Origin of the sequence: Streptomyces sp. NPDC059695 (assembly GCF_042733785.1) — a bacterium.
Classification (GTDB): domain Bacteria; phylum Actinomycetota; class Actinomycetes; order Streptomycetales; family Streptomycetaceae; genus Streptomyces.
On the sequence record NZ_JBHWFF010000019.1, the window covers coordinates 1 to 19,048 of the forward strand.

The following is a 19,048-nucleotide window of genomic DNA, read 5'->3' on the forward strand; positions in this document are numbered from 1 at the left end:
CGGTCGGCGGGGATGCGGACGTTGTCGAGGTAGACCTCGCGGGTGGGGGAGCCCTTGATGCCGAGCTTCTTCTCCGGGGCGCCGAAGGAGACGCCTTCGTCGGACTTCTCCACGACGAAGGCGCTGATGCCCTTGGACCGCTTGTCGGGGTCGGTGACGGCCATCACGGTGTAGTACTCGGAGACGCCGGCGTTGGTGATCCAGCGCTTGACGCCGTTGAGGATCCAGAAGTCGCCGTCGCGGACGGCGCGGGTCTTCATGCCGGCCGCGTCGGAGCCCGCGTCGGGTTCGGACAGGGCGTAGGAGAACATCGCGTCGCCCTTGGCCAGCGGGCCGAGGTACTTGTGCTTCAGCTCCTCCGAGCCGGACAGGATGACCGGCAGCGAGCCCAGCTTGTTGACCGCGGGGATCAGCGAGGACGAGCCGCACGCGCGGGCGACCTCCTCGATCACGATCACCGTGGCGAGGGCGTCCGCGCCCGCGCCGCCGTAGGTCTCGGGGACGTGCACCGCGTGCAGGTCGTTGGCGACCAGCGCGTCCAGGGCCTCCTGCGGGAACCGGCCCTCCTCGTCCACCGCCGCCGCGAACGGAACGATCTTCGCCTCCGCGAGGGCACGCACCGACTCCCGGAGCATGTCGTGCTCCTCGGAAGGCCGATACAGGTCGAAGTCCTTACCCATGATGTGGAGCTCCCCTAGACGCTTGTGGCACTGAGTACCCTCAGCAAAACACACTCAGTGCCATGACGCCAGAGCGCCCCGACGCTGTTCTGCGTCGGGGCGCTCTGGACCGGTGGGTCGTTCTTCCCGGTGGGGGTGTGCGCGGGGTGATCAGCCCGCGTGGCGGAGCTTGCTCGCGTCGTACTCCACGGCGAGCTGCCGGGCGCGACCCTCGGTCAGGTCGAGGCCGGTCAGCAGGGCCGGCGTGCAGATGCTGGGCAGCAGGCACTGCAGCAGGACCGCGACCCGGTGGAGGAGATCGTTCCGGTCGCAGAAGATCTGGGACATCGTCTGGATCCCCGCGTACGCGCCCGCGAAGAGCTCCGCGGTGTCCGTCACGTCCACGTGGACGAGGACCTCCCCCCGCGACTTCGCGACGGTCAGGATCTCCGACGCCTGATCGGTCCACGCCCGGAAGGGTGCCGAGCGGTCCACGCTGACGGCGCCGCTGTCCAGGGTCAGTGCCACGCTGGCACGCACGAGCGCGTCGTGCTGCAGTCGGTGGGCGAGCAGGAAGGCCTGGTCCGCGAGCTCCTGGAGCTTGATGGCCTGAGGGGCCATCGGCTCGTCCAGCAGCTGGGCGTCGAGCACGCCGAGGGCGAGGTCTTCCTTGGACGTGAAGTGGAAGTAGAGGGCTCCCTTGGTCACCCCGGCGCGCACCAGGATCTCTCCGATGGTCGTCCGCTCGTAGCCGCGCTCCGCGAAGACCGTCGCGGCCGACTCCAGGATCGCCCGTCGGGTCTTGATTGCACGCGCTTGCTGTGCCAAGGCGCCTCCCCGCTGTATCGCTGTCTGTGCTCGTGGTGTCACGTGAAGCATTGAAAAGAAAACCGGGCTGTACGTATTCTAGGCCGGGCGGACCCGCCGCCCAGGGGTGCGGGGACTCTAGCGGATCCTCGGATCCGAACCTTCGCGAAGACCGTCTGCGTCCCAGGAGGGTTCGTTCACCGAGCGGACACCGCGGGCATCCCCACGGGTTTGGACCCGGTCGGCGGACGATCGGTTCCCGTCTCCGCTCGCCGGCCTGCCGCGCATCCCTTCCTCTCTCCGGTGGCAGGGGACCGTCACGCCCCCGTTTCGGTGGCCGAGACGATACGCCAGACGACCATGCTCGCCGCTCCTGCCGGATTCGGGGTACCCGCCGAGGATCAGTTCGTCATGTGGGGCCGGTCGGCGCGCGAGATCGGGGCCCGACCGTCGACCCTCGGGACATCGCCCCGTGGATAAAGTGGGAGCACGATGACACGTTTCCGCGAGAGTGTTCGGTCCCTCCTGCGCGAGCAGGTGCTCGACGCCGCCTACCGGCTCGTCGCCGCCGACGGCTGGGGCGGGCTGCGGATGACCGCCATCGCCCGGGCCGCCGGCATCAGCCGGCAGACGCTCTACAACGAGTTCGGCTCGAAGGAGGCCATCGGCAAGGCCCTGATCCAGCGCGAGCTGGAGGGGTTCCTCGTCGGCATCCAGCGGGAACTCGACGCCCACCGGGGAGAGTTGGAGGCCGCGGCCGCCGCGGGCGTCGGCTACACGCTCCAGCAGGCCGTGGACAATCCCCTCGTCAAGAGCGTCCTGGTCGCGGCGCGCGGTGGCGAGGACGACCTCCTCGCCTACCTCACGACCCGCCCGGACCCGGTCTTCGGCACGGCGATGACGATGCTCGACGCGTACGCGGTCGAGGCCTGGCCCGACGTCGACGAGGAGTCCCGCGGACTCGCCGTCGAGGCGATCGTCCGTCTCACCGTCAGCCACATCGTGCAGCCGGTGGCCCCGCCGGAGGAGTCGGCCCGGCGCATCGCCAGGATCACGGCGCGGATCGCCTACCCGCGCGGCGTCTGACCCGACGCGAAGCGACCGGACCCGACGCGAAGCGACCGGACCCGACGCGAAGCGACCGGACCCGACGCGAAGCGACCGGACGCGACCGGACCCGACGCCAAGCGACCGGACGCGGCGTGACGCGACCGGACCCGACGCGACGCGACCGGACGCGGCGTGAACCGAAGCGGCGCGAAGCGGCGGTAGGGGGGAACCAGGAAGCGGCGGCGGCCGACTGTCTCGACGCGACACAGAACGTCGGGACCTGCCACCTCCTGGGGGAGAACCATGAACCGCCGCAACCTGCTCCGCGCCACCTCCGCCCTCGGCGCCACCACCGCGCTCGCGGGTGTCACCGCCGCCGGCGGGGCCGCGCACGCCGCCCCGGCTCCGGCGCGCCGCCCGCTCCGCGTCCACCTCGTGCTCTTCGACGGCGTCGAGGAGCTCGACTTCGCCGCTCCTTACGAGGTGCTCTCGGCCGCCGGGTTCTTCACCGACCGCCCGGTGGACGTCCGGTACGTCTCGGCCGGCGGGCCCGGGACCGTCACCGCCGCCTACGGGACGAAGGTCCGCGTCGAGCACTCCTGGGCCCCGGACGAGGCCGACCTGCTCGTCGTGCCGGGCGGCGGATACGCGCGCCGGGACAGCCCGGGCGTCTGGGCCGAGATCGACCGCGGCACCCTGCCCCGGGCCCTCGCGGCGGCGGTCCGGCCGGGGCTCACCGTCAGTGCGATGTGCACCGGCGTCATGCTGCTCTCCGCCGCCGGGCTGACCCGGGGGCGCCCCTGCACCACCCACCACAAGGCGCGGCCCGACCTGGAGGCGCAGGGCGGTGTCCTCAAGGGGTCCCGGGTGGTCGACGACGGTGATCTGGTGACCGCCGGAGGGGTCACCTCGGGGCTGGAGCTCGCCCTCTGGCTCGTCCGCCGGGAGCTCGGACCCGACGCGGCGAACGGTCTGGAGGCCATGCTCGAGTACGAGGCGCGGGGCACGGTCTGGGTCCGGCCGGGCAGGCGCTGACGGCGGCGCCCCGGAAAGGGTGAGGCCCGCTGTCGGACACGGGGGATCTCCGGCAGCGGGCCTCTGTTGAATATTCTACGAGATCATCGGGAGTGGTTCGCCCGGACGCCGTCGGTGGCGAAGGGTGTGCGGACGGGGTACATCTCCCCTGAGGCGCGCACACCCTCGACCGCCTCGCCCGTGACGACGAGGAGGCCGCCGTGGAAGGTAGAAGCAAGGGGTTCGTGCAGTCCTTCAACCGTCTCGGCGGGTACGGCTTCGTCGTCCCCGTGGGCTCCGAGGAGCAGGTGTACTTCAGCGCCGAGGACATCGAGGGTGCCGAGCGGACGGTCTCCGAGGGGCAGCAGGTCTCCTTCGTCCTCGTCCTCGGCGACGGCCGCTTCGAGGCCAGGGAGATCCGCCTCTGACGCGGGCCCGGGCCCGCCCGCGCCCCCTGGGTACGGTGGGCGCATGCCAGTGCCCGAGCCCGTAGCGCCCGACTCCGCCGCCCGCCCGCACGAACGGACGCCGGGAGCGCGCGAACTCGCGGCGGCGGCCGAGGTGTTCGGGCTGCTCTCCGATCCCACCCGGCTCCACCTGGTGTGGCTGCTCACCCGGGGCGAGGCCGATGTCACCGCCCTGACCGAGGCGTGCGGGGCCGCGCGCCCCGCCGTCAGCCAGCACCTCGCCAAGCTGCGCCTCGGCGGGCTCGTCACGACCCGCAAGGACGGCCGCCGGGTCGTGTACGCGATGCCGGACGGGCATCTGAAGCGCCTGGTGGTCGAGGCGGTCAGCCGGGCCGACCACCAGGTGACCGGAGAACCCTGGCACGACTGACGTCAACATGTGCGCACTCGTGCACGCGTCGGCTACGGTGGAGACCTCAGCCGTCCGCCGTGGCCGACCGGGGGCGCCCCCATGCTGTCCGTCCTGCGCAACCGCACCTACCGGCGCCTGTTCGCCGCGCAGGTCGTCGCCCTCGCGGGCACCGGCCTGGCGACCGTCGCCCTGAGCCTCCTCGCGTACGACCTGGCGGGGGCGGACGCCGCCGCCGTGCTCGGCACCGCGCTCGCGCTCAAGATGGCCGCGTACGTGACGATCGCCCCGCTCGCCGGAGCGCTCGCCGACCGCGTGCCCCGGCGGGCGCTGCTCGTCTCGACGGACCTCGCGCGGGCGACGGTGGTGCTCGCCCTGCCGTTCGTGACCCGCGTCTGGCAGGTGTACGTCCTGATCCTCCTGCTCCAGGCCGCCTCCGCCGTCTTCACCCCGGCCTTCCAGGCGACGATCCCGCAGATCCTGCCGGAGGAGCGCGCCTACACGGAGGCCCTCTCGCTCTCCCGGCTCGCCTACGACCTGGAGAACCTGGCCAGCCCCGTGCTCGCCGCCGCCCTGCTCGCCCTCGTCCCGTACTCCTGGCTCTTCGCCGGGACCGCCGCCGGCTTCCTCGCCTCGGCGCTCCTCGTCCGCACGACGACCCTGCCGGGGCCTCCCGGGCCGGGTGGCGCGCCCGCGCGCCGGCTCTACGCCAGGGTGGCCCTCGGGGCGCGGCTGGTGCTCGCCACCCCCCGGCTGCGCGCGCTCCTCGCGCTCGACCTCGCCGTCGCGGCCGCCGGAGCCGTGGTCCTCGTCGACACCGTGCTCCTGGTCCGCGACACCCTCGGCCGCTCCGCCGGCGACGTCCCGCTCGCGCTCTGCGCCTACGGGGCGGGGTCGATGGCCGTGGCGCTGCTGCTGCCGCGCGTCCTGGGCCGGGCGGACGACCGCGCCGTCATGGTGCGGGCGGCGTTCGTCCTGCCCGGAGCCCTCGCGCTGCTCGCCCTCGGACTCACCGTCGTGCCGGACGCCGGGTCCTGGCCCGCGCTGCTCGCGGTGTGGCTGGTTCTCGGGGCCGCGGGGTCGGCGGTCCTCACCCCCGGCGGCCGGGTGGTGCGGCGCTCGGCCGACGGGGCCGACCTGCCGGCCGCCTTCGCGGCCCGGTTCTCCCTCTCGCACGCCTGCTGGCTGCTCACCTATCCGCTCGCCGGCGTGCTCGCCGCCGGAGCGGGTCCCGCCGTCTCGGCGGCCGTGCTCGCCGCCCTCGCGCTCCTCGGGGCCGTGGCCGCGGCGCGCCTCTGGCCGCGCGTGGATCCGGCCGAGCTGGAGCACGTCCACCCCGAACTCCCGGCCGGGCACCCGCACCTGGCCGGTGCGGGCGGCCACCACGCGCACGCGTTCCACATCGACGCGCTGCACCGGCGGTGGCCGGCCGCGTCGGGTCAGCGCGGGAGCCGCATCTCCAGGCCGTCCAGGACCACCTCGAGGCCGTAGGCGAACTTGGCGTCCCGGAGGGCGACGGGGTCGGTCTCCGAGCGCGTCGCGGCGTCGGCGTACGCCTCGGCGAGGTGGTCGTGGCCGGCCGCCGCCTGCTGGGCGGCGGGCATGAGGCGGGCGATGAACCCGGCCTCGGTCTCCCCGGAGCGGGCCACCGTGCCGAGCCAGGCGGCCTCCGTGGTGCTCATGCCGATGACGTACGACAGGAGGGTGTCGATCGCGCGGCTCGGCTCGGGGAAGCCGGCCGCCGTGAACAGGGCCGCGAGCCGCTCCGAGTACGCCATCAGGTTGGGGCCCAGATAGGCGAGTCCCGCCTGCCCGAGGGTCGAGGAGAGCCAGGGGTGGCGCAGGGCCGTCGCGCGGAAGGACCCGGCGGCCTCGGTGGCGGCGGCCCGCCAGGGGCCGCCCGCGGCCGGCACGGCGATCTCGCCGGCGACCTCGTCCACGGCGAGCTCCATCAGCTCGTCCTTGGTGGCGACGTGGCGGTAGAGGGAGGTCGCGCCCGCGTTCAGGCGGGCGCCGAGCTTGCGCATGCTGAGCGCCTCGATGCCGTCGGCGTCGAGCATGGCGACCGCCTCGCGGACGATCGAGGCCCGGCTGAGCGCGGGCTGGTCGGGGGCGGACCGCTCGCGGGCCCACACGGACGCGACGGGGTTCGCCTTGGCGGCGGCCATGGTCCTCCTTCACTGCGTACGGCGTTCGCCGCGTACGGGTGCGTCGCGTACGGGGCCACTGCCGACGGGTCTCTGGGTGGGTGCACTGCTCTGCGTACAACGTGCGCATTCAGCGTACAGGTCTCCGGTCTTGCGAACACTGTGCGCAGCTGCGTACAGTGTTCGCATCGAAGGGCGCTCCAAGGGGAGCGAACGAGACCCGAGGGGGAACTCCCGATGGAAACCCGCAACCCACGCCGCTGGTGGATCTTGGTCGTGCTCTGCCTCAGCACCCTGGTCCTGGTCGTCGACAGCATGGCGCTCACCGTCGCCGTGCCGTCCATGACCGAGGACATCGGCGCGGGCGCCCAGGACATCCAGTGGATCCTGGACTCCTACATCCTGGTCTTCGCGGGACTCCTGCTCACCTCGGGAAGCCTCGGTGACCGCTTCGGCCGCCGGAAGGTCATGGTCCTCGGCCTGCTGCTGTTCGGCGCGGCCTCGCTCGCCGCCACCGTCTGCACCACCCCGGGCGAGGTCATCGCCGCCCGCATCACCATGGGCGTCGGCGGCGCGCTGATCATGCCCTCCACGCTCTCCATCCTCATCACCGTCTTCGACGAGGACGAGCGTCCCCGCGCCATGGCCGCCTGGGGCTCGGTGTCCATGCTGGGTCTCGTCGGCAGTCCGGTCCTCGGCGGCGTCCTGATCGACCACTTCTCCTGGCACTCGATCTTCTTCATCAACGCCCCGGTCGTCGCGCTCGCCGTCCTCGCCGCCCTCACCCTGATGCCCGAGTCCAAGGGCCCCTGGCAGAAGCCCGACCCGCTCGGCGCGATCCTCTCCGCCGTCGGCATGACGGCGCTGATCTGGTGGATCATCGAGATCCCGCAGCACGGCGCCTTCGAGGGCCGCTCGCTCGTCACCCTCGCCGTCGCCGTCGTCACCCTCGGCGGATTCGTGATCTGGGAGAACGTCACCCCCGCGCCGATGGTCCCGCTGGTCCTCTTCAAGCACCGCAACTTCAGCGGCGGTTCGCTGTCCCTGACCCTCGTGCAGATCGGCAACGGCGGACTGCTCCTCGTCCTCACCCAGTACCTGCAGTTCGTCCTCGGCTACTCGCCCGTCAAGGCCGGTCTCGCCTTCGTCCCGCTCGCCGTCGCCGCCCTCATCGGCAACGGCGCGGGTGCCGGACTCGCCGCGAAGACCGGCCACCGGATCCTGATCCTCGCCGGCATGCTCGTCATGGCCGCCTCCTTCGCCCTGCTCACCACCGTCGACGCCCGGTCCGGCTTCACCGTCCCGGCCGTCGCCCTCGGCCTCCTCGGCCTCGGCGCCGGCCTTGCGATGCCGGCCGCCGTCGGCGCCCTGATGAGCACGATCCCCGAGGAGAAGGCGGGCGTCGGCTCCGCCCTCAACGACACCATCCAGCAGGCCGGAACCGCCCTCGGCATCGCCATCCTCGGCTCGCTCCTCACCAGCACCTACTCCTCCGAGATGCCGGCCGACGCCCCCGAGCAGGCCAAGCAGTCCATCGGCGGCGCACTCGCCGTGGCGCAGGGCGACGCCGGACTGGTCGCCGCGGCCCGCGAGGCCTTCACCACCTCGATGTCCACCACCTTCACCATCAGCGCGGCCGGTGTCCTCGCGGCCGCCGTCCTCGCCACCCTGGTGATGCGCGACGGCAAGGCCGCCCCGGCCCCCGCCGCCGACGCGGAGAAGGAGCTCGCCGCCTGACACTCCCGCGCCCCCGCGCAAGAGCCGGTGCCCCTGGGCACCGGCTCTTCCGTCTGCCCCACATGGATGCCGTTCGTCCCGAGTGTGGAGTGTTCAGCCGGACCGTGATGGTTCCTCCCGACATAGTGCGGGCATGACACCGACCCCCACCCGGACCCGGGCCCGGTCCCGCAGGGCCCTCCTCTGTGCCGCCCTCCTCGCCCTCACCGTCCAGGCCGGCGCCGCCGCTCCCGTGCTCGCCCAGGGCCCCGAGGGCCCCGGCGGACCCGGCGGGCCCGACTGCGTGCGCACCGAGCGGCCGCTGGACGGCAAGGCCCGCAGGATCCTGGACATCACCCGCAGGGCCAAGGACGACCTTCACCTCAACTCCGTCGAGGTGAAGGTCACCCTCGACGGACGCGAGGTCCTCACCGACGCGCTCGGCGAGTCCATGACCGGCGTTCCCGCCGAGCCCGACATGCACTTCCGGGCCGGATCCGTGGCCTTCGCCCACATCGGCACGCTCCTCCTCCAGCTGGTCGAGGACGGCACCGTCGACCTCGACGCCACCGTGGACCAGTGGCTCCCCGACGTGCCCGAGGCGCACCTCATCACCCTGCGGATGCTGGCCACCAACACGACCGGCCTCCACGACTACGTCACCGACCCGGCCTTCGGCGCCGAGCTGGAGGCGCACCCGTTCCGCCAGTGGACCCCGGAGCAGCTCCTCGCCTACCCGTACGGCCACTCCTTCTGGTACGAGCCGGGCACCAGCTGGAGCTACTCCCACGCCAACTACATCCTCCTCGTCGAGGCCCTGGAGAAGATCACCGGCACTCGGATCGACCGGCTGGTGAGGGAGCGGGTCACCGGCCCCCTCGGGCTGCGGAACACCCGGAACAACTTCACCCCGGACATCCCGCGCCCGGTCCTGCACGCCTTCACCTCGGACCGCGGCCTCTACGAGGAGTCCACCTTCTGGAACCCCTCGTGGACCACCGCGCCCGGCGCGGTCATCACCACCGACATCTGCGACCTGGCCACCTCGGCGCGGGCGATCGGCAGCGGCGAACTCCTCTCGCCGCGCTCGTACCGCACGCTGCTGAACCCGGGCACCGTCGGCCTCGGCGGCGCGAGCCCCACCTGCCCGGCCTCGATCTGCCTGAAGCAGACCGAGGCCAAGCACTTCGGCATCGGCGTCATCGTCGTCAACGGCTGGGTCCTGCAGAACCCCTCGTTCTCCGGGTACGCGGCGATCCAGGCGTACCTCCCGTCGAAGCGGCTCGCCATCGCGGTCTCCTCGACGAAGACCGCGACGACCCCCGACGGCAACACGGCCGAGGTGGTCGCCCAGCGCATCGCGGCCGCGCTCGCGCCGAACGACCCGCTCGCCATCACCTGATTTGCCGTCAGGAAGGTGTCAGGGAGGCCCTGGTGCCGCCGGTCGGCGGCATCAGGGCCTACCCCCGATCAGGCGAGGACCGGCAGCCCGCGGGACGGCTGCCCCCGCCGTACGGGAGCGTCCTCCCCGGCCGGTACGACCGGATCCCGCTCCTCGCCCGCGGTCAGGAGCGCGACGAGGGAGGCGCGGGCCCGGGCGACCCGGGACCGTATCGTGCCGACCGGACATCCGGCCGTCTCGGCGGCCTCTGCGTAGGACAGGCCCAGGAGCTGGGTCAGGACGAAGGCCTCCCGGCGCTCGGCCGGGATCGACGCCAGGAGCTCCGCGAGGGCGATGCCGTCCTCGAACCCGGGGAGCCCGCGCGGCTGCGCCCGCTCGGCCGCCGCCTGCCAGTCGTCCTGGTCGGCGAGGCGGGGCCGGGCCGCCGCGCGCCGCAGGCTGTCCACGACCGTACGGCGGGCGATGGAGAGCAGCCAGGTCCGCGCGGAGGAGCGCGCCTCGAAACGGGGCAGCGCGGTGAGCGCCCGCAGGAAGACCTCCTGCGTGAGGTCGTCGGCGGCCTGCCGGTCGGCGCTGAGGTACGCCACGTACCGCCACACGTCCCGGTGCAGGGCCCGTACGAAGAGGTCGGCCTGGGAGGGGCCGCCGTCCCGGGCGGCCAGCGCGAGACGGGTGGTCGCCGCGTCGTTCTCCGCCGAGGCCGGGGTGCGCGGAGAGCTTGTGCGCGCGTTCACAAGCGGGGGGTGGGTGGAGGTGTGCAGGGCAGGGGTCATCGCCACGGGTCCTTAGGGCAAGAGGGGTCCGGCGCGCGGTTCGGGCGCCGCCGGTGAGTCGTACGGCCCGCCGTACGGCGGGCCGATGCCCGGGGCGCGGCGCATGGGCGTCCGTCGCCCCCGGGGATCCGGCTGTCAGAGGACAGCGATCGCCCGGGGAGGCCCTCTCGTGAGCAGTGCGCGAGCGAGGAGGAGGCGCCGGGGGACCCGCCCGTCACCGGGCCGCGCGCGGCGGATCCGCGGCCGGTCCACGGCCGCGGGCGGCACCGCCAGGAGCAGCCCGAGCAGTCCGAGCAGCCCGAGGGGCCGCAGGAGCCGGGCGGGGGCGGCGCGCAGCACGCGGAACGCGGCCCGCTCGCCGTACGCGAGCCAGAGGCCGCTGAGCAGCGCGGCGAGGAGGTGGGCGGCGAGCATGCCGGCCGAGGACGTCATGTCCGTCATGTCGTGCCCGGCGGACGGGGCGGGGGAGGGCGCCGCGGCCAGGTGCTCCATGACCGTGGAGGTCATGCCGGTGTGCCCCATGCCGGTGTGCCCCATGCCCATGTGCCCCATGTCCATGTGACTGGGCGGCATGTGATTCATCGTCATGTGGTCCATGACCATGCCGCCGTGGTCCGCGCCCGCACGGTCGGCCGGGAGCGCCCCGGCCGCCGACTGCGACCAGGAGAAGGCCAGGTGCAGCACGGACTGGAAGGCGACGGCGGCGGAGGTGACGGCCAGGAGCCCGCGCTCACGCCCGCCCAGGAGCCACCCGGCCAGCGCCGTCCCGGCGAGGGCCGCCCCGAGCGTCGGGCCGGGCACGGCGTGGCCCGACATGAGGATGTGGCCGGTGGCCGCGAGCAGCACGCAGACGGCCGCGAACATCGCGGCGCGCACGGCTCGGGAACATCGGCCTGGTGTCATGGCGCGCCCATCCTTGCACCCCTTTCGGAGGCGTACGGGCGGGCGTCGCCACCGTGGCCGCCCCCTCGACCTGTCCGGCACATGCCTACGCGAGATGTGGTGCGTCCCACAAGACCGCCCCGGGAACTCCCGTGCCGTCCGGGCCGACTTCTCCGGTCGACGGCCGACGCGTCCGGGCCCGGCCGTCGCCGGAGGGGGAGGCTCGTGAGGACCGAGAGAACGGCGACGGGGGTGTCGCCCGGGCGCGGACGGCCCGGTCGGCGCCTGACCGCGCTGCTCACGACCGCGATGGCCTTCTCGATGATGCAGCTCTTCCTGCTGGGCGCGCTCGGGCCCCGGCTGATCGACCGACTCGGCGTCACCGAGACCGAGTTGGGCCTGACGACGACCGTCGGCTTCGGCACCGCGGCGGTACTCTCGCCCCTCGGCGGCCGGATCGTCGACCGGGCCGGTCCGCGCCGCTCCCTGGTCGCCCTGCTCGTGCTCTCGGCCGCGGCGCTCGGACTCGTCGCCGCCGCCCCCGGGGTGGGCCTGCTGCTCGCCGCCGTCGCTCTCGGCGGAGTGCCGCAGGCCCTCGCCAATCCGGCGACCAACAAGGCGATCCTGGCCGCCGTGCCCGCGGCGCGGAGGGGAGCGGTGACGGGGACGAAGCAGTCCGGCGTGCAGCTCGGAGCCTTCGCCGCCGGACTGCCGCTCGCCACGGCGGCCGGTCTCGTCGGCTGGCGGGGCGCGGTCGGGACGGCGGCCGGCGCGGCACTCCTGGCGGCGCTGTGGGCCTGGCGGTCGCTGCCGGCAGATCTCGATCCGCCCGTGGACCGTGCGTCCGCGGACCGTGCGTCCGCGGGCGTGAACGGGCGGAGCGGGGCCGGCCCGTGGCCGGGCCGGGCCGGTGAGCGGGCGGCCGTGCCCGGCGGGTCCGGGAGGTCCGGCGGCTCCGGCCCGGTCGGTGGCTCCGGCCCGGTCGGTGGCTCCGGCCCGGTCGGTGGCTCCTGGCGGTCCGGTGGCTCCGGGACGTCCGGCGGGTCCCTTCCGTTCGGCGGGCCCGTGGTCTGGCTGGCCGGGTTCTCGCTCTTCCTGGGCGCCGGGATCGCGTCCGTGAACACGTACCTCGTGCTGTTCGGCGTCCAGCGCCTCGGCATGGGGACGGCGGTGGCGGGCGCGCTGATCGCCGTGCTCGGCGTCGCGGGCATCGCGGGACGCGTCGGGTGGTCGCGGGCGGCCGTGCCCGGCCGCGCCGAGTGGCTGCCGGGCGGGCTCGCGGTCGGCGCGGTCGGCGCGGCGGCGCTCCTGGTCGCCGCCCCGTACGCGGAACCGCTGGTCTGGGCGGGCGCGGTGGCGGTGGGCGTCTTCGCGGTGTCCGGCAACGCCGTCTCCATGGTGCTCGTCATGCAGCGCTCCGCGCCGGGCCGTGCCGGGCGGGACTCGGCCCGGGTGGCCGCCGGGTTCTTCGCCGGGTTCGCCCTCGGGCCCCCGCTCTTCGGGCGGCTCGCGGAGAGCGGCCGCTACGGGACCGGCTGGGGCCTGGTGGCCGCCGAGTTCGCCCTGGCCGGAGCGGTCGCCCTGACCTGGGCGGCCGGCGACCGCCGGAAGCGGAAGGGGGGCGCCGCGCGATGAGCGGACCCGGCTGGGCGGAAGCGGCGTCGGACGTGGTGTTCCAGGGGGTCGGCGAGACGGCCCGGCAGGTGGGGGACCGGTTCCCGCTGTACGCGGATCCCGTCGAAGGGCGCTGGACCACGACCGGGCGGGGGTCCTGGACCGGCGGGTTCTGGGCCGGGCTGCTGCGGCTGCGCGCGCTGCGCACGGGCGGTCCCGCCGATCGCGCGGTCGCCGACGCGTGCACCGCCCGGCTCGCGCCCTGGGCGGAGGCGGACACCGCGACCCGGGGCCTGATCCTCTGGTACGGAACGGCGCTCGGCGGCGCGGAAGCCGGGCTCCTGCGGGAACGGTCCGCCCGGTCCGCCCTCGCCGCCTTCGACCGGCGCCTCGGTCTCGTCCCGTGGGGAGCGGCGCTCGGCGGCCCCCGGTCACGGGCCCGCGCGGACGGCGTCCCCGGGCTCGTCCCCCTGCTCGCCTCCGCGGGGGCGGACGGTGAAGCGGCGGCGGCCGGCCACCTCCACCGGCACCTCGACCTGTGCCTGGGTGACGGCACATTCGAACGCCCGCTCCCCGCATGGGAGTTCGCGGACGGCTCCGGCTGGCGCGCCTGCCCCGAGCCGGAGCCCGGGTGGACCCGGGGCGAGGCGTGGCTGCTGCTGGCCGTCGCCGACGCGCTGCTCCGCGCGGGGAGTGCCGTCTGGCGACCGGAGAGGCTGTACGGTGCGGCCGAACTGCTTCTGGCCAAGGGAGAGTTCCTGCACGGCACTCTCGTCCCGCCGGCCCGCGCCCGCCACCCGGACGGGCCCCTCGACACCTCCGCCGCCGCCATCGGCGCGGTCGCCCTGCTGAAGCTGGCGCTGCTGCCGGGACCGGCGGCCGCCGCGTACCGCGGGCGCGCCGAGGACGTCCTGCGGCACCTGACCCGGACGCACCTCGCCCCGCCGGGCGCGGCGCACCCGGCCGGGCTGCTGCGGGACGGCTGCTACGACGCGGCCTCGGGCACGGCCGTCCGGCACGCCCTCGTCTGGGGCGACTTCTTCCTGGCCCTCGGCCTCGGCGCCCTGCTCGGCCGGGTGGACCTCCGGCAGGTGTAGGACCGGACCGGCCGACCCGTACGGCCTTCCGGCTCCCGGGCCGGCTGTGCGCGCAGGAGGCGGTCCGGCTCCCGGGTCGGCCGTGCGTCCAGGAGGCGCGTCCGGCTCCCGGGTCAGCCGTGCGCGCGCAGGACGCGCCGGGCGACCGACATGACGTGCAGCTCGTCGGGGCCGTCGAGCACGCGGGCCGTCCGGCCCGTGCGCAGCAGCGCGGGCAGCGCCGTGTCGGGGCCGAGCCCCGCCGCGCCGTGGACCTGGACGGCGCGGTCCGCCACCGACTGCAGGGTCCGGGCGGCGGCGGTCTTCGCGAGCCCCGCCTCTACGTGCGCGTCCCGGCCCGAGGCGACCAGGTCCATCGCCTCGTACACGAGGGGGCGGGTCGTCCGCAGGGCGAGCAGGGCCTCGAACACGTGCTGCTGGACCAGGGGTTGATCGGCGAGCGGGCCCCGCACCCCCGCGCGGGCCCGCGCCCGCGCGCACATCAGGTCGAAAGCGCGCTGGGCCTGTCCGATCCAGCGCAACGCCCGCAGTGTGCGGCCCAGTTGGAGTCGCTCCCCGGCGACGGCGAGGGCCCGGCCCGGTTCCCCGACGAGATGGTCCCCGGGGACGACGACCCCGTCGAACGCGATCTCGTACTGCCCGCCGGCGCCGAGCACGGGCAGCTCGCGCACGACCCGGAACCCGGGCGCGGACGTGGGCACCAGCAGCAGCGACAGACCGTCCCGGTCGCCGGGAGCCCCGCTCGTCCGCGCGAGCACCGTCACCAGGTCCGCGTCGCCCGCGCCCGAGACGAACCACTTCCGCCCCGTCACGCTCCAGACGCCGCCCGGCCGCCGGTCCGCCCGGGTGGCGGTGAGCACGGGCTCGCTCCCCGGGGTGTCCGGCTCCGTCATCGCGTAACAGGTCCGCAGCCCACCGGAGACCAGGCGCCCGAGGACCTCCTCCCGCACGGCGGGCGAGCCGTGCCGCGCCAGCATCGTCACGTCGAGCAGCGTGGCCGACCCCAGGGCGGCCGGGCCGTGGTCGCTGGCGCCCTCGGCCTCCGCCACCGGGGCGTACGCGGTGAGGGGCAGGCCGCCGCCGCCCAGCTCCGCGGGCAACGGGAGGGCCCAGAGGCCGCGTTCCCTCGCCTCCGCGCGCAGCCGGCTCCGTACCGCCGCGGCGCCCGGACCGCCCGCGTCGAGCTCCGGCTCGTACGGGATCACCCGTTCCCGTACGAACTCCGCCACCAACGCGCGCCGTTCCTCCGCGCCGCCGTCCATGCTCACGTCTCCACTCCGCTCTCCTCGGCCCGCTCCGGGAACTCGGCAGAACACCCGTCCGACTGTCTGCCCGGGGAAGGGGTCGGGTGGACCGGCCCGGCGGTTCCCCCGCTCCGTACGGACCCACAGCGCCGGCCACCGCCGCGCGACGAGAGGAGAGGCATGGCGTCCCCAGCGACCCCGCAGACCGTCCGGCCGCTCGACACTCTGGCCTTCCACGTGACGGGACCCCCGCCGCTGACCCGGGTCGTGGACGACCACCTCGGACGGCTCGGAGCCCGGCGGCGGCACCCGGACACAGGGGACCGGGACGCGGCCCCCACGGGCGGGGCGCACACCGTCCTCTCCGGCGACGGCTTCGCCCCCGTCACGGCCCGCGCCGGCTGGGGCCCGCCCGGCTCCGGCCTCGTCGACGAGGCCACCGTCCAGGCGGCGACCGGCGTGATGAGCGTCCACGGGCGGCGCGACGGAGCCCCGCGCGGACTCGCCGCCGACTACCTCGCCACGGCCACCGGCGTCCTCACCGTGCAGGGCCTGCTCGCGGACCTCGTCGGCCAGGCACGCGGCGCCCGGCCGCCCGGGACCCTCACCACGAGTGCCGACCGGGCCGGTCTCCTCGTCGTCTCCCAGTACCTCGCCGCCGCCGGGGCCGACGAGGCGGAGGCCGTCGAACCGGGCCCGGGCGGACCGCCCTTCACCTCCGCCGACGGCGTGCTCTTCGAGCTGGAGACCCTCGACCCGGGCGCCTGGGCCGCCTTCTGGCGGGCCCTCGACGCCCCCGCCGAGGCGATACGCGACGGCTGGCGGCCCTTCCAGTTCCGCTACGCCACCGCCTGCGCGCCCCTCCCCGAAGCCCTGCACGCCGTCACCCTGGCCCACCCGATGGAGCGCCTCCGGCGCGCGGCCGCCCTGTCGGGCGCCGAGGTCTGCCCGCTGCACGCCCTCGCCGAGCGCGCCCGGCAGGACGACGGGGCGGACCCGTGGGCACTCCGGCTCCTCGGACCGGGCCACGCGTCCCCGCGGACGGCTCCCCGGAGGCCGCCCGGAGACGTGCCGGCCGGACGTCCCCTCGCCGGGCTCACCGTCCTCGAGGCGGGACGGCGGATCCAGGCGCCGCTCGCCGCGCACCTCCTCGGGCTGCTCGGCGCCGAGGTGATCCGGATCGAGCCGCCGGGCGGCGACCCGCTGCGCGGGATGCCGCCCGCCTGCTCCGGCGTCTCGGCCCGCTGGCTGGCGCTCAACCGGGGCAAGAAGGCCGTCGAGATCGACATCAAGTCCGAGCGGGACCGCGCCCGGCTGAGGGAACTGGCCGCAGGAGCCGATGTGTTCCTGCACAACTGGGCACCCGGCAAGGCCGCCGCGCTCGGCCTCGACGCCGACGACCTGGGCGCCGTCAACCCCGCGCTCGTGCACGCCTACACCAGCGGCTGGGCCGACCGGATCGACGACGCCCCCATGGGCACGGACTTCATGGTCCAGGCCCGCACCGGCACCGGCGAGGCCGTCCGTCCCGCGGGGGAGCCGCCCGCGCCCTCCCTCATGACGCTCCTCGACGTCCTCGGCGGACTCCTCGGGGCCGAAGCCGTCCTCGCGGGCCTGCTGCTCCGCGAACGCACCGGGCGGGGCGTCCGCGTCGACTCCTCGCTGCTCGGCGCCGCCGACACGCTCACCGCACCGGCGCTCGACCGGGCCCGGCGGGGGCACGACCCGCGCCGCCCGGCCGGCTTCCGACGCCCCTCGCGCACCGCCGACGGCTGGGTCGCGGCCACCGACACCTGTGCCCCGGCCGCCGCCGCGTACGACCTGCGGGAGCTCTCCACCCGCGAGGCCCTGGAGCAGCTGGACCGGCACGGGCTGGCCGCGACCCGCGTCACGAACGACCTGAGCGAGCTGCACCACGACCCGCGCCTGACCGGCCCGATCGGCCGGGACGCGCACGGTGCCCCCGTCGTCCCCGACCCCTGGAGCCACGCATGACCCCGCACCCCGAGGCGTCCCCGACACCGCTCCCCGCCCCGGTCGAGTCCCCCGTTCCCCGGACACCCGTGCCGGCCGGCACCGGGCCGCTCGTGCTGCGCGACCTCCTCCCCGCCTCCCTCCGGCGCTCCTGGGCGGCGGACGGCAGCTGTCCCGACCTCGACCTCTACGGTCTGTTCCGGGCCCGCCGGATCGCCGACCCGCACCGCACGGCCCTCCTCGACGCCCGGGGCGCGCTCTGCTACACCGCCCTCGACGGCCGAGCCCGCCGTCTCGCCGCCGGGCTCGCCGGGCTCGGCATCGGGCCGGGCGACGTCGTCGGCGTCCAGCTCCCCAACCACCGCGACGCCGTCGTCGCCGACCTGGCGCTCGCCGCCCTCGGCGCCGTCGCGCTGCCGTTCCCGGTGGGACGCGGCGTGCGGGAGGCCGAGAGCCTCCTCGGCCGGGCCCGCGCCGTCGCCGTCCTCGCCGCCACCGCCCACCGCGGCGCCCGTCCCGCCGCCGGCCTGCACGCCCTGCGGACCGCGCTGCCCGCGCTCCGGCACGTCGTCGCCGCCGGGCCGGGCCCCGCACCCGAGGGGACCGTGCCGCTGGCCCGGCTCCTGCGCACCGACGCCACCGGGTTCGCGCCCGCCCGGCCCGACCCCGAGTCCGCCGCCCGGATCCTGGTCTCCTCCGGATCCGAGGCGGAGCCGAAGATGGTCGCGTACTCGCACAACGCCCTCGCCGGTGGCCGGGGCAACTTCCTGGCCTCCCTGATCCCCGACGGGAGACCGCCGCGCTGCCTGTTCCTCGTCCCGCTGGCGTCGGCGTTCGGCTCCAACGGCACCGCCGTGACGCTCGCCCGGCACGGCGGGACCCTCGTCCTGCTCGACCACTTCACGCCGGAGGCGGCCCTCGACGCGATCCGCGCGCACGCGCCGACCCACGTCCTCGGCGTCCCGACGATGGTCCGCATGATGCTGGAGCGCCTCGACCGGGAGCCGGGCGGCACGGACACGGTGCCGGCCCCGACCGCGCTGGTGCTCGGCGGCGCCCCGCTCGACGCGCGGACCGCCGGGGCGGCGGCGAAGGCCTTCGGATGCGCGGTGGTCAACCTGTACGGCTCGGCCGACGGCGTGAACTGCCACACCGGGCTCGGCGAGGCGCTGCCGCCGGCCGGCGGCACGGGTGTCGTCGCGGGACGGCCCGACCCCCGGGTCACCGACATCCGCATCGCCGACCCCGACACCCACCGGCCCCTCCCGGAGGGGGCCGTCGGCGAGATCCTCTCCCGGGGACCGATGACGCCCCTCTGCTACGTGGGCGCGCCCGAACTCGACGCCCGCCACCGCACGGAGGACGGCTGGGTCCGCACGGGGGACCTCGGTCTCCTCGACGCCGACGGCCTGCTGCACGTGGTGGGGCGGCTCAAGGACGTCGTCATCCGGGGCGGCGCCAACATCAGCCCCGCGGAGGTGGAGCGCGCGCTCGCCGGCCACCCCCGGATCCGCGACGTGGTCTGCGTCGGGGTCCCCGACCCGCTGATGGGGGAGCGCCTCGCGGCCTGCGTGGTGCCGGCGGGCGACGGCCCCGCGCCCACCCTCGAAACCCTCGGCGGGTTCCTGACCGCCCTCGGCCTCGAACCGCGCAAGCATCCCGAGCGGCTGCTCCTCGTCGCCGAACTGCCCCTCACGGCGGCGGGCAAGCCCGACCGCGCGGCCCTCGCCCGCCGGGCGGAGGCGAGCGAGCCGGGGGCGACGGGCGAGCAGCCGGGGGCGACGGGCGAGCCGGAGCCCGCCGGGGCGGCGCGCGGCGCGGCCTGACGCGCAGGGGCCCGGCGACTCCGGTCA

The 19,048-nt window shown here is 75.4% G+C and carries 18 protein-coding genes; 12 read left to right on the plus strand and 6 right to left on the minus strand.

Features of this window, described 5'->3' with window-relative positions; translation table 11 throughout:
- Both ACFV2S_RS23270 and ACFV2S_RS23275 read right to left on the minus strand, forming a co-directional pair.
- On the minus strand, positions 1–680 hold a 680-nt coding region (locus tag ACFV2S_RS23270; protein WP_385562279.1), incomplete at its 3' end, for an acyl-CoA dehydrogenase family protein.
- A 150-nt stretch (positions 681–830) separates the two neighbouring features.
- Positions 831–1,487, minus strand: a complete 657-nt coding sequence (locus tag ACFV2S_RS23275; protein WP_383796355.1) for a ScbR family autoregulator-binding transcription factor — start codon at positions 1,485–1,487, stop codon at positions 831–833.
- Between the two features lie 132 nt (positions 1,488–1,619).
- Here ACFV2S_RS23275 and ACFV2S_RS23280 point away from each other — a divergent pair, with 132 nt between their 5' ends.
- The 6 genes from ACFV2S_RS23280 to ACFV2S_RS23305 all read left to right on the plus strand — a co-directional run bounded on the left by ACFV2S_RS23280 (position 1,620) and on the right by ACFV2S_RS23305 (position 5,837).
- The gene (locus tag ACFV2S_RS23280; protein ID WP_385562658.1) at positions 1,620–1,946 is read left to right on the plus strand and encodes an AfsA-related hotdog domain-containing protein; all 327 of its coding nucleotides are present in this window, start codon (positions 1,620–1,622) and stop codon (positions 1,944–1,946) included.
- 12 nt (positions 1,947–1,958) lie between these two features.
- A complete protein-coding gene (locus tag ACFV2S_RS23285; RefSeq protein WP_385562283.1) occupies positions 1,959–2,552 on the plus strand; it encodes a TetR family transcriptional regulator in 594 nt (197 codons plus the stop codon).
- A gap of 267 nt (positions 2,553–2,819) precedes the next feature.
- Positions 2,820–3,551 (plus strand): DJ-1/PfpI family protein, encoded by a 732-nt coding sequence (locus ACFV2S_RS23290; RefSeq protein ID WP_385562286.1) that lies wholly within the window; start codon positions 2,820–2,822, stop codon positions 3,549–3,551.
- Positions 3,552–3,751: 200 nt separating this feature from the next.
- Complete coding sequence (locus tag ACFV2S_RS23295; RefSeq protein WP_385562289.1) at positions 3,752–3,958, plus strand: cold-shock protein; 207 nt, start codon at positions 3,752–3,754, stop codon at positions 3,956–3,958.
- 43 nt (positions 3,959–4,001) lie between these two features.
- Complete coding sequence (locus ACFV2S_RS23300; RefSeq protein ID WP_385562291.1) at positions 4,002–4,367, plus strand: ArsR/SmtB family transcription factor; 366 nt, start codon at positions 4,002–4,004, stop codon at positions 4,365–4,367.
- 81 nt (positions 4,368–4,448) lie between these two features.
- Positions 4,449–5,837: an MFS transporter gene (locus tag ACFV2S_RS23305; RefSeq protein ID WP_385562294.1), complete on the plus strand. Its 1,389-nt coding sequence runs from the start codon at positions 4,449–4,451 to the stop codon at positions 5,835–5,837.
- On the opposite strand, the gene ACFV2S_RS23310 is transcribed toward ACFV2S_RS23305, so the two are convergent.
- The gene (locus ACFV2S_RS23310) at positions 5,786–6,514 is read right to left on the minus strand and encodes a TetR/AcrR family transcriptional regulator C-terminal domain-containing protein (RefSeq protein ID WP_383796367.1); all 729 of its coding nucleotides are present in this window, start codon (positions 6,512–6,514) and stop codon (positions 5,786–5,788) included. The genes ACFV2S_RS23305 and ACFV2S_RS23310 overlap by 52 nt on opposite strands.
- Positions 6,515–6,730: 216 nt before the next feature.
- On the opposite strand from ACFV2S_RS23310, the gene ACFV2S_RS23315 reads away from it, so the two are divergent.
- Together ACFV2S_RS23315 and ACFV2S_RS23320 are read left to right on the plus strand one after the other, a co-directional pair.
- Positions 6,731–8,230: an MFS transporter gene (locus ACFV2S_RS23315; protein WP_385562297.1), complete on the plus strand. Its 1,500-nt coding sequence runs from the start codon at positions 6,731–6,733 to the stop codon at positions 8,228–8,230.
- Between the two features lie 133 nt (positions 8,231–8,363).
- Entirely contained in the window at positions 8,364–9,611 is a 1,248-nt protein-coding gene (locus tag ACFV2S_RS23320; protein WP_385562301.1) for a serine hydrolase domain-containing protein, read from the plus strand.
- Between the two features lie 68 nt (positions 9,612–9,679).
- On the opposite strand, the gene ACFV2S_RS23325 is transcribed toward ACFV2S_RS23320, so the two are convergent.
- A complete protein-coding gene (locus tag ACFV2S_RS23325) occupies positions 9,680–10,384 on the minus strand; it encodes a sigma-70 family RNA polymerase sigma factor (protein WP_385562305.1) in 705 nt (234 codons plus the stop codon).
- A 135-nt stretch (positions 10,385–10,519) separates the two neighbouring features.
- On the minus strand, positions 10,520–11,287 hold the full coding sequence (locus ACFV2S_RS23330) for a hypothetical protein (RefSeq protein WP_385562308.1): 768 nt from the start codon (positions 11,285–11,287) through the stop codon (positions 10,520–10,522).
- Between the two features lie 288 nt (positions 11,288–11,575).
- Here ACFV2S_RS23330 and ACFV2S_RS23335 point away from each other — a divergent pair, with 288 nt between their 5' ends.
- Positions 11,576–12,901 carry an MFS transporter gene (locus tag ACFV2S_RS23335; protein WP_385562661.1) on the plus strand — a complete coding sequence of 442 codons (1,326 nt, stop codon included), beginning with the start codon at positions 11,576–11,578 and terminating at the stop codon, positions 12,899–12,901.
- Positions 12,898–13,977 carry a sugar ABC transporter permease gene (locus ACFV2S_RS23340; RefSeq protein WP_385562311.1) on the plus strand — a complete coding sequence of 360 codons (1,080 nt, stop codon included), beginning with the start codon at positions 12,898–12,900 and terminating at the stop codon, positions 13,975–13,977. The genes ACFV2S_RS23335 and ACFV2S_RS23340 overlap by 4 nt, the downstream gene beginning before the upstream one ends.
- Before the next feature lie 113 nt (positions 13,978–14,090).
- Here the strand turns inward: ACFV2S_RS23340 and ACFV2S_RS23345 are convergent, their stop codons facing one another.
- On the minus strand, positions 14,091–15,239 hold the full coding sequence (locus ACFV2S_RS23345; protein WP_385562664.1) for an acyl-CoA dehydrogenase family protein: 1,149 nt from the start codon (positions 15,237–15,239) through the stop codon (positions 14,091–14,093).
- 162 nt (positions 15,240–15,401) lie between these two features.
- On the opposite strand from ACFV2S_RS23345, the gene ACFV2S_RS23350 reads away from it, so the two are divergent.
- Together ACFV2S_RS23350 and ACFV2S_RS23355 are read left to right on the plus strand one after the other, a co-directional pair.
- Positions 15,402–17,216, plus strand: coding sequence for a CoA transferase (locus tag ACFV2S_RS23350; protein WP_385562314.1), 1,815 nt, complete (start codon positions 15,402–15,404; stop codon positions 17,214–17,216).
- Positions 17,213–19,021, plus strand: a complete 1,809-nt coding sequence (locus tag ACFV2S_RS23355) for a class I adenylate-forming enzyme family protein (RefSeq protein ID WP_385562318.1) — start codon at positions 17,213–17,215, stop codon at positions 19,019–19,021. The genes ACFV2S_RS23350 and ACFV2S_RS23355 overlap by 4 nt, the downstream gene beginning before the upstream one ends.
- The last annotated feature ends 27 nt before the right edge of the window (positions 19,022–19,048 follow it).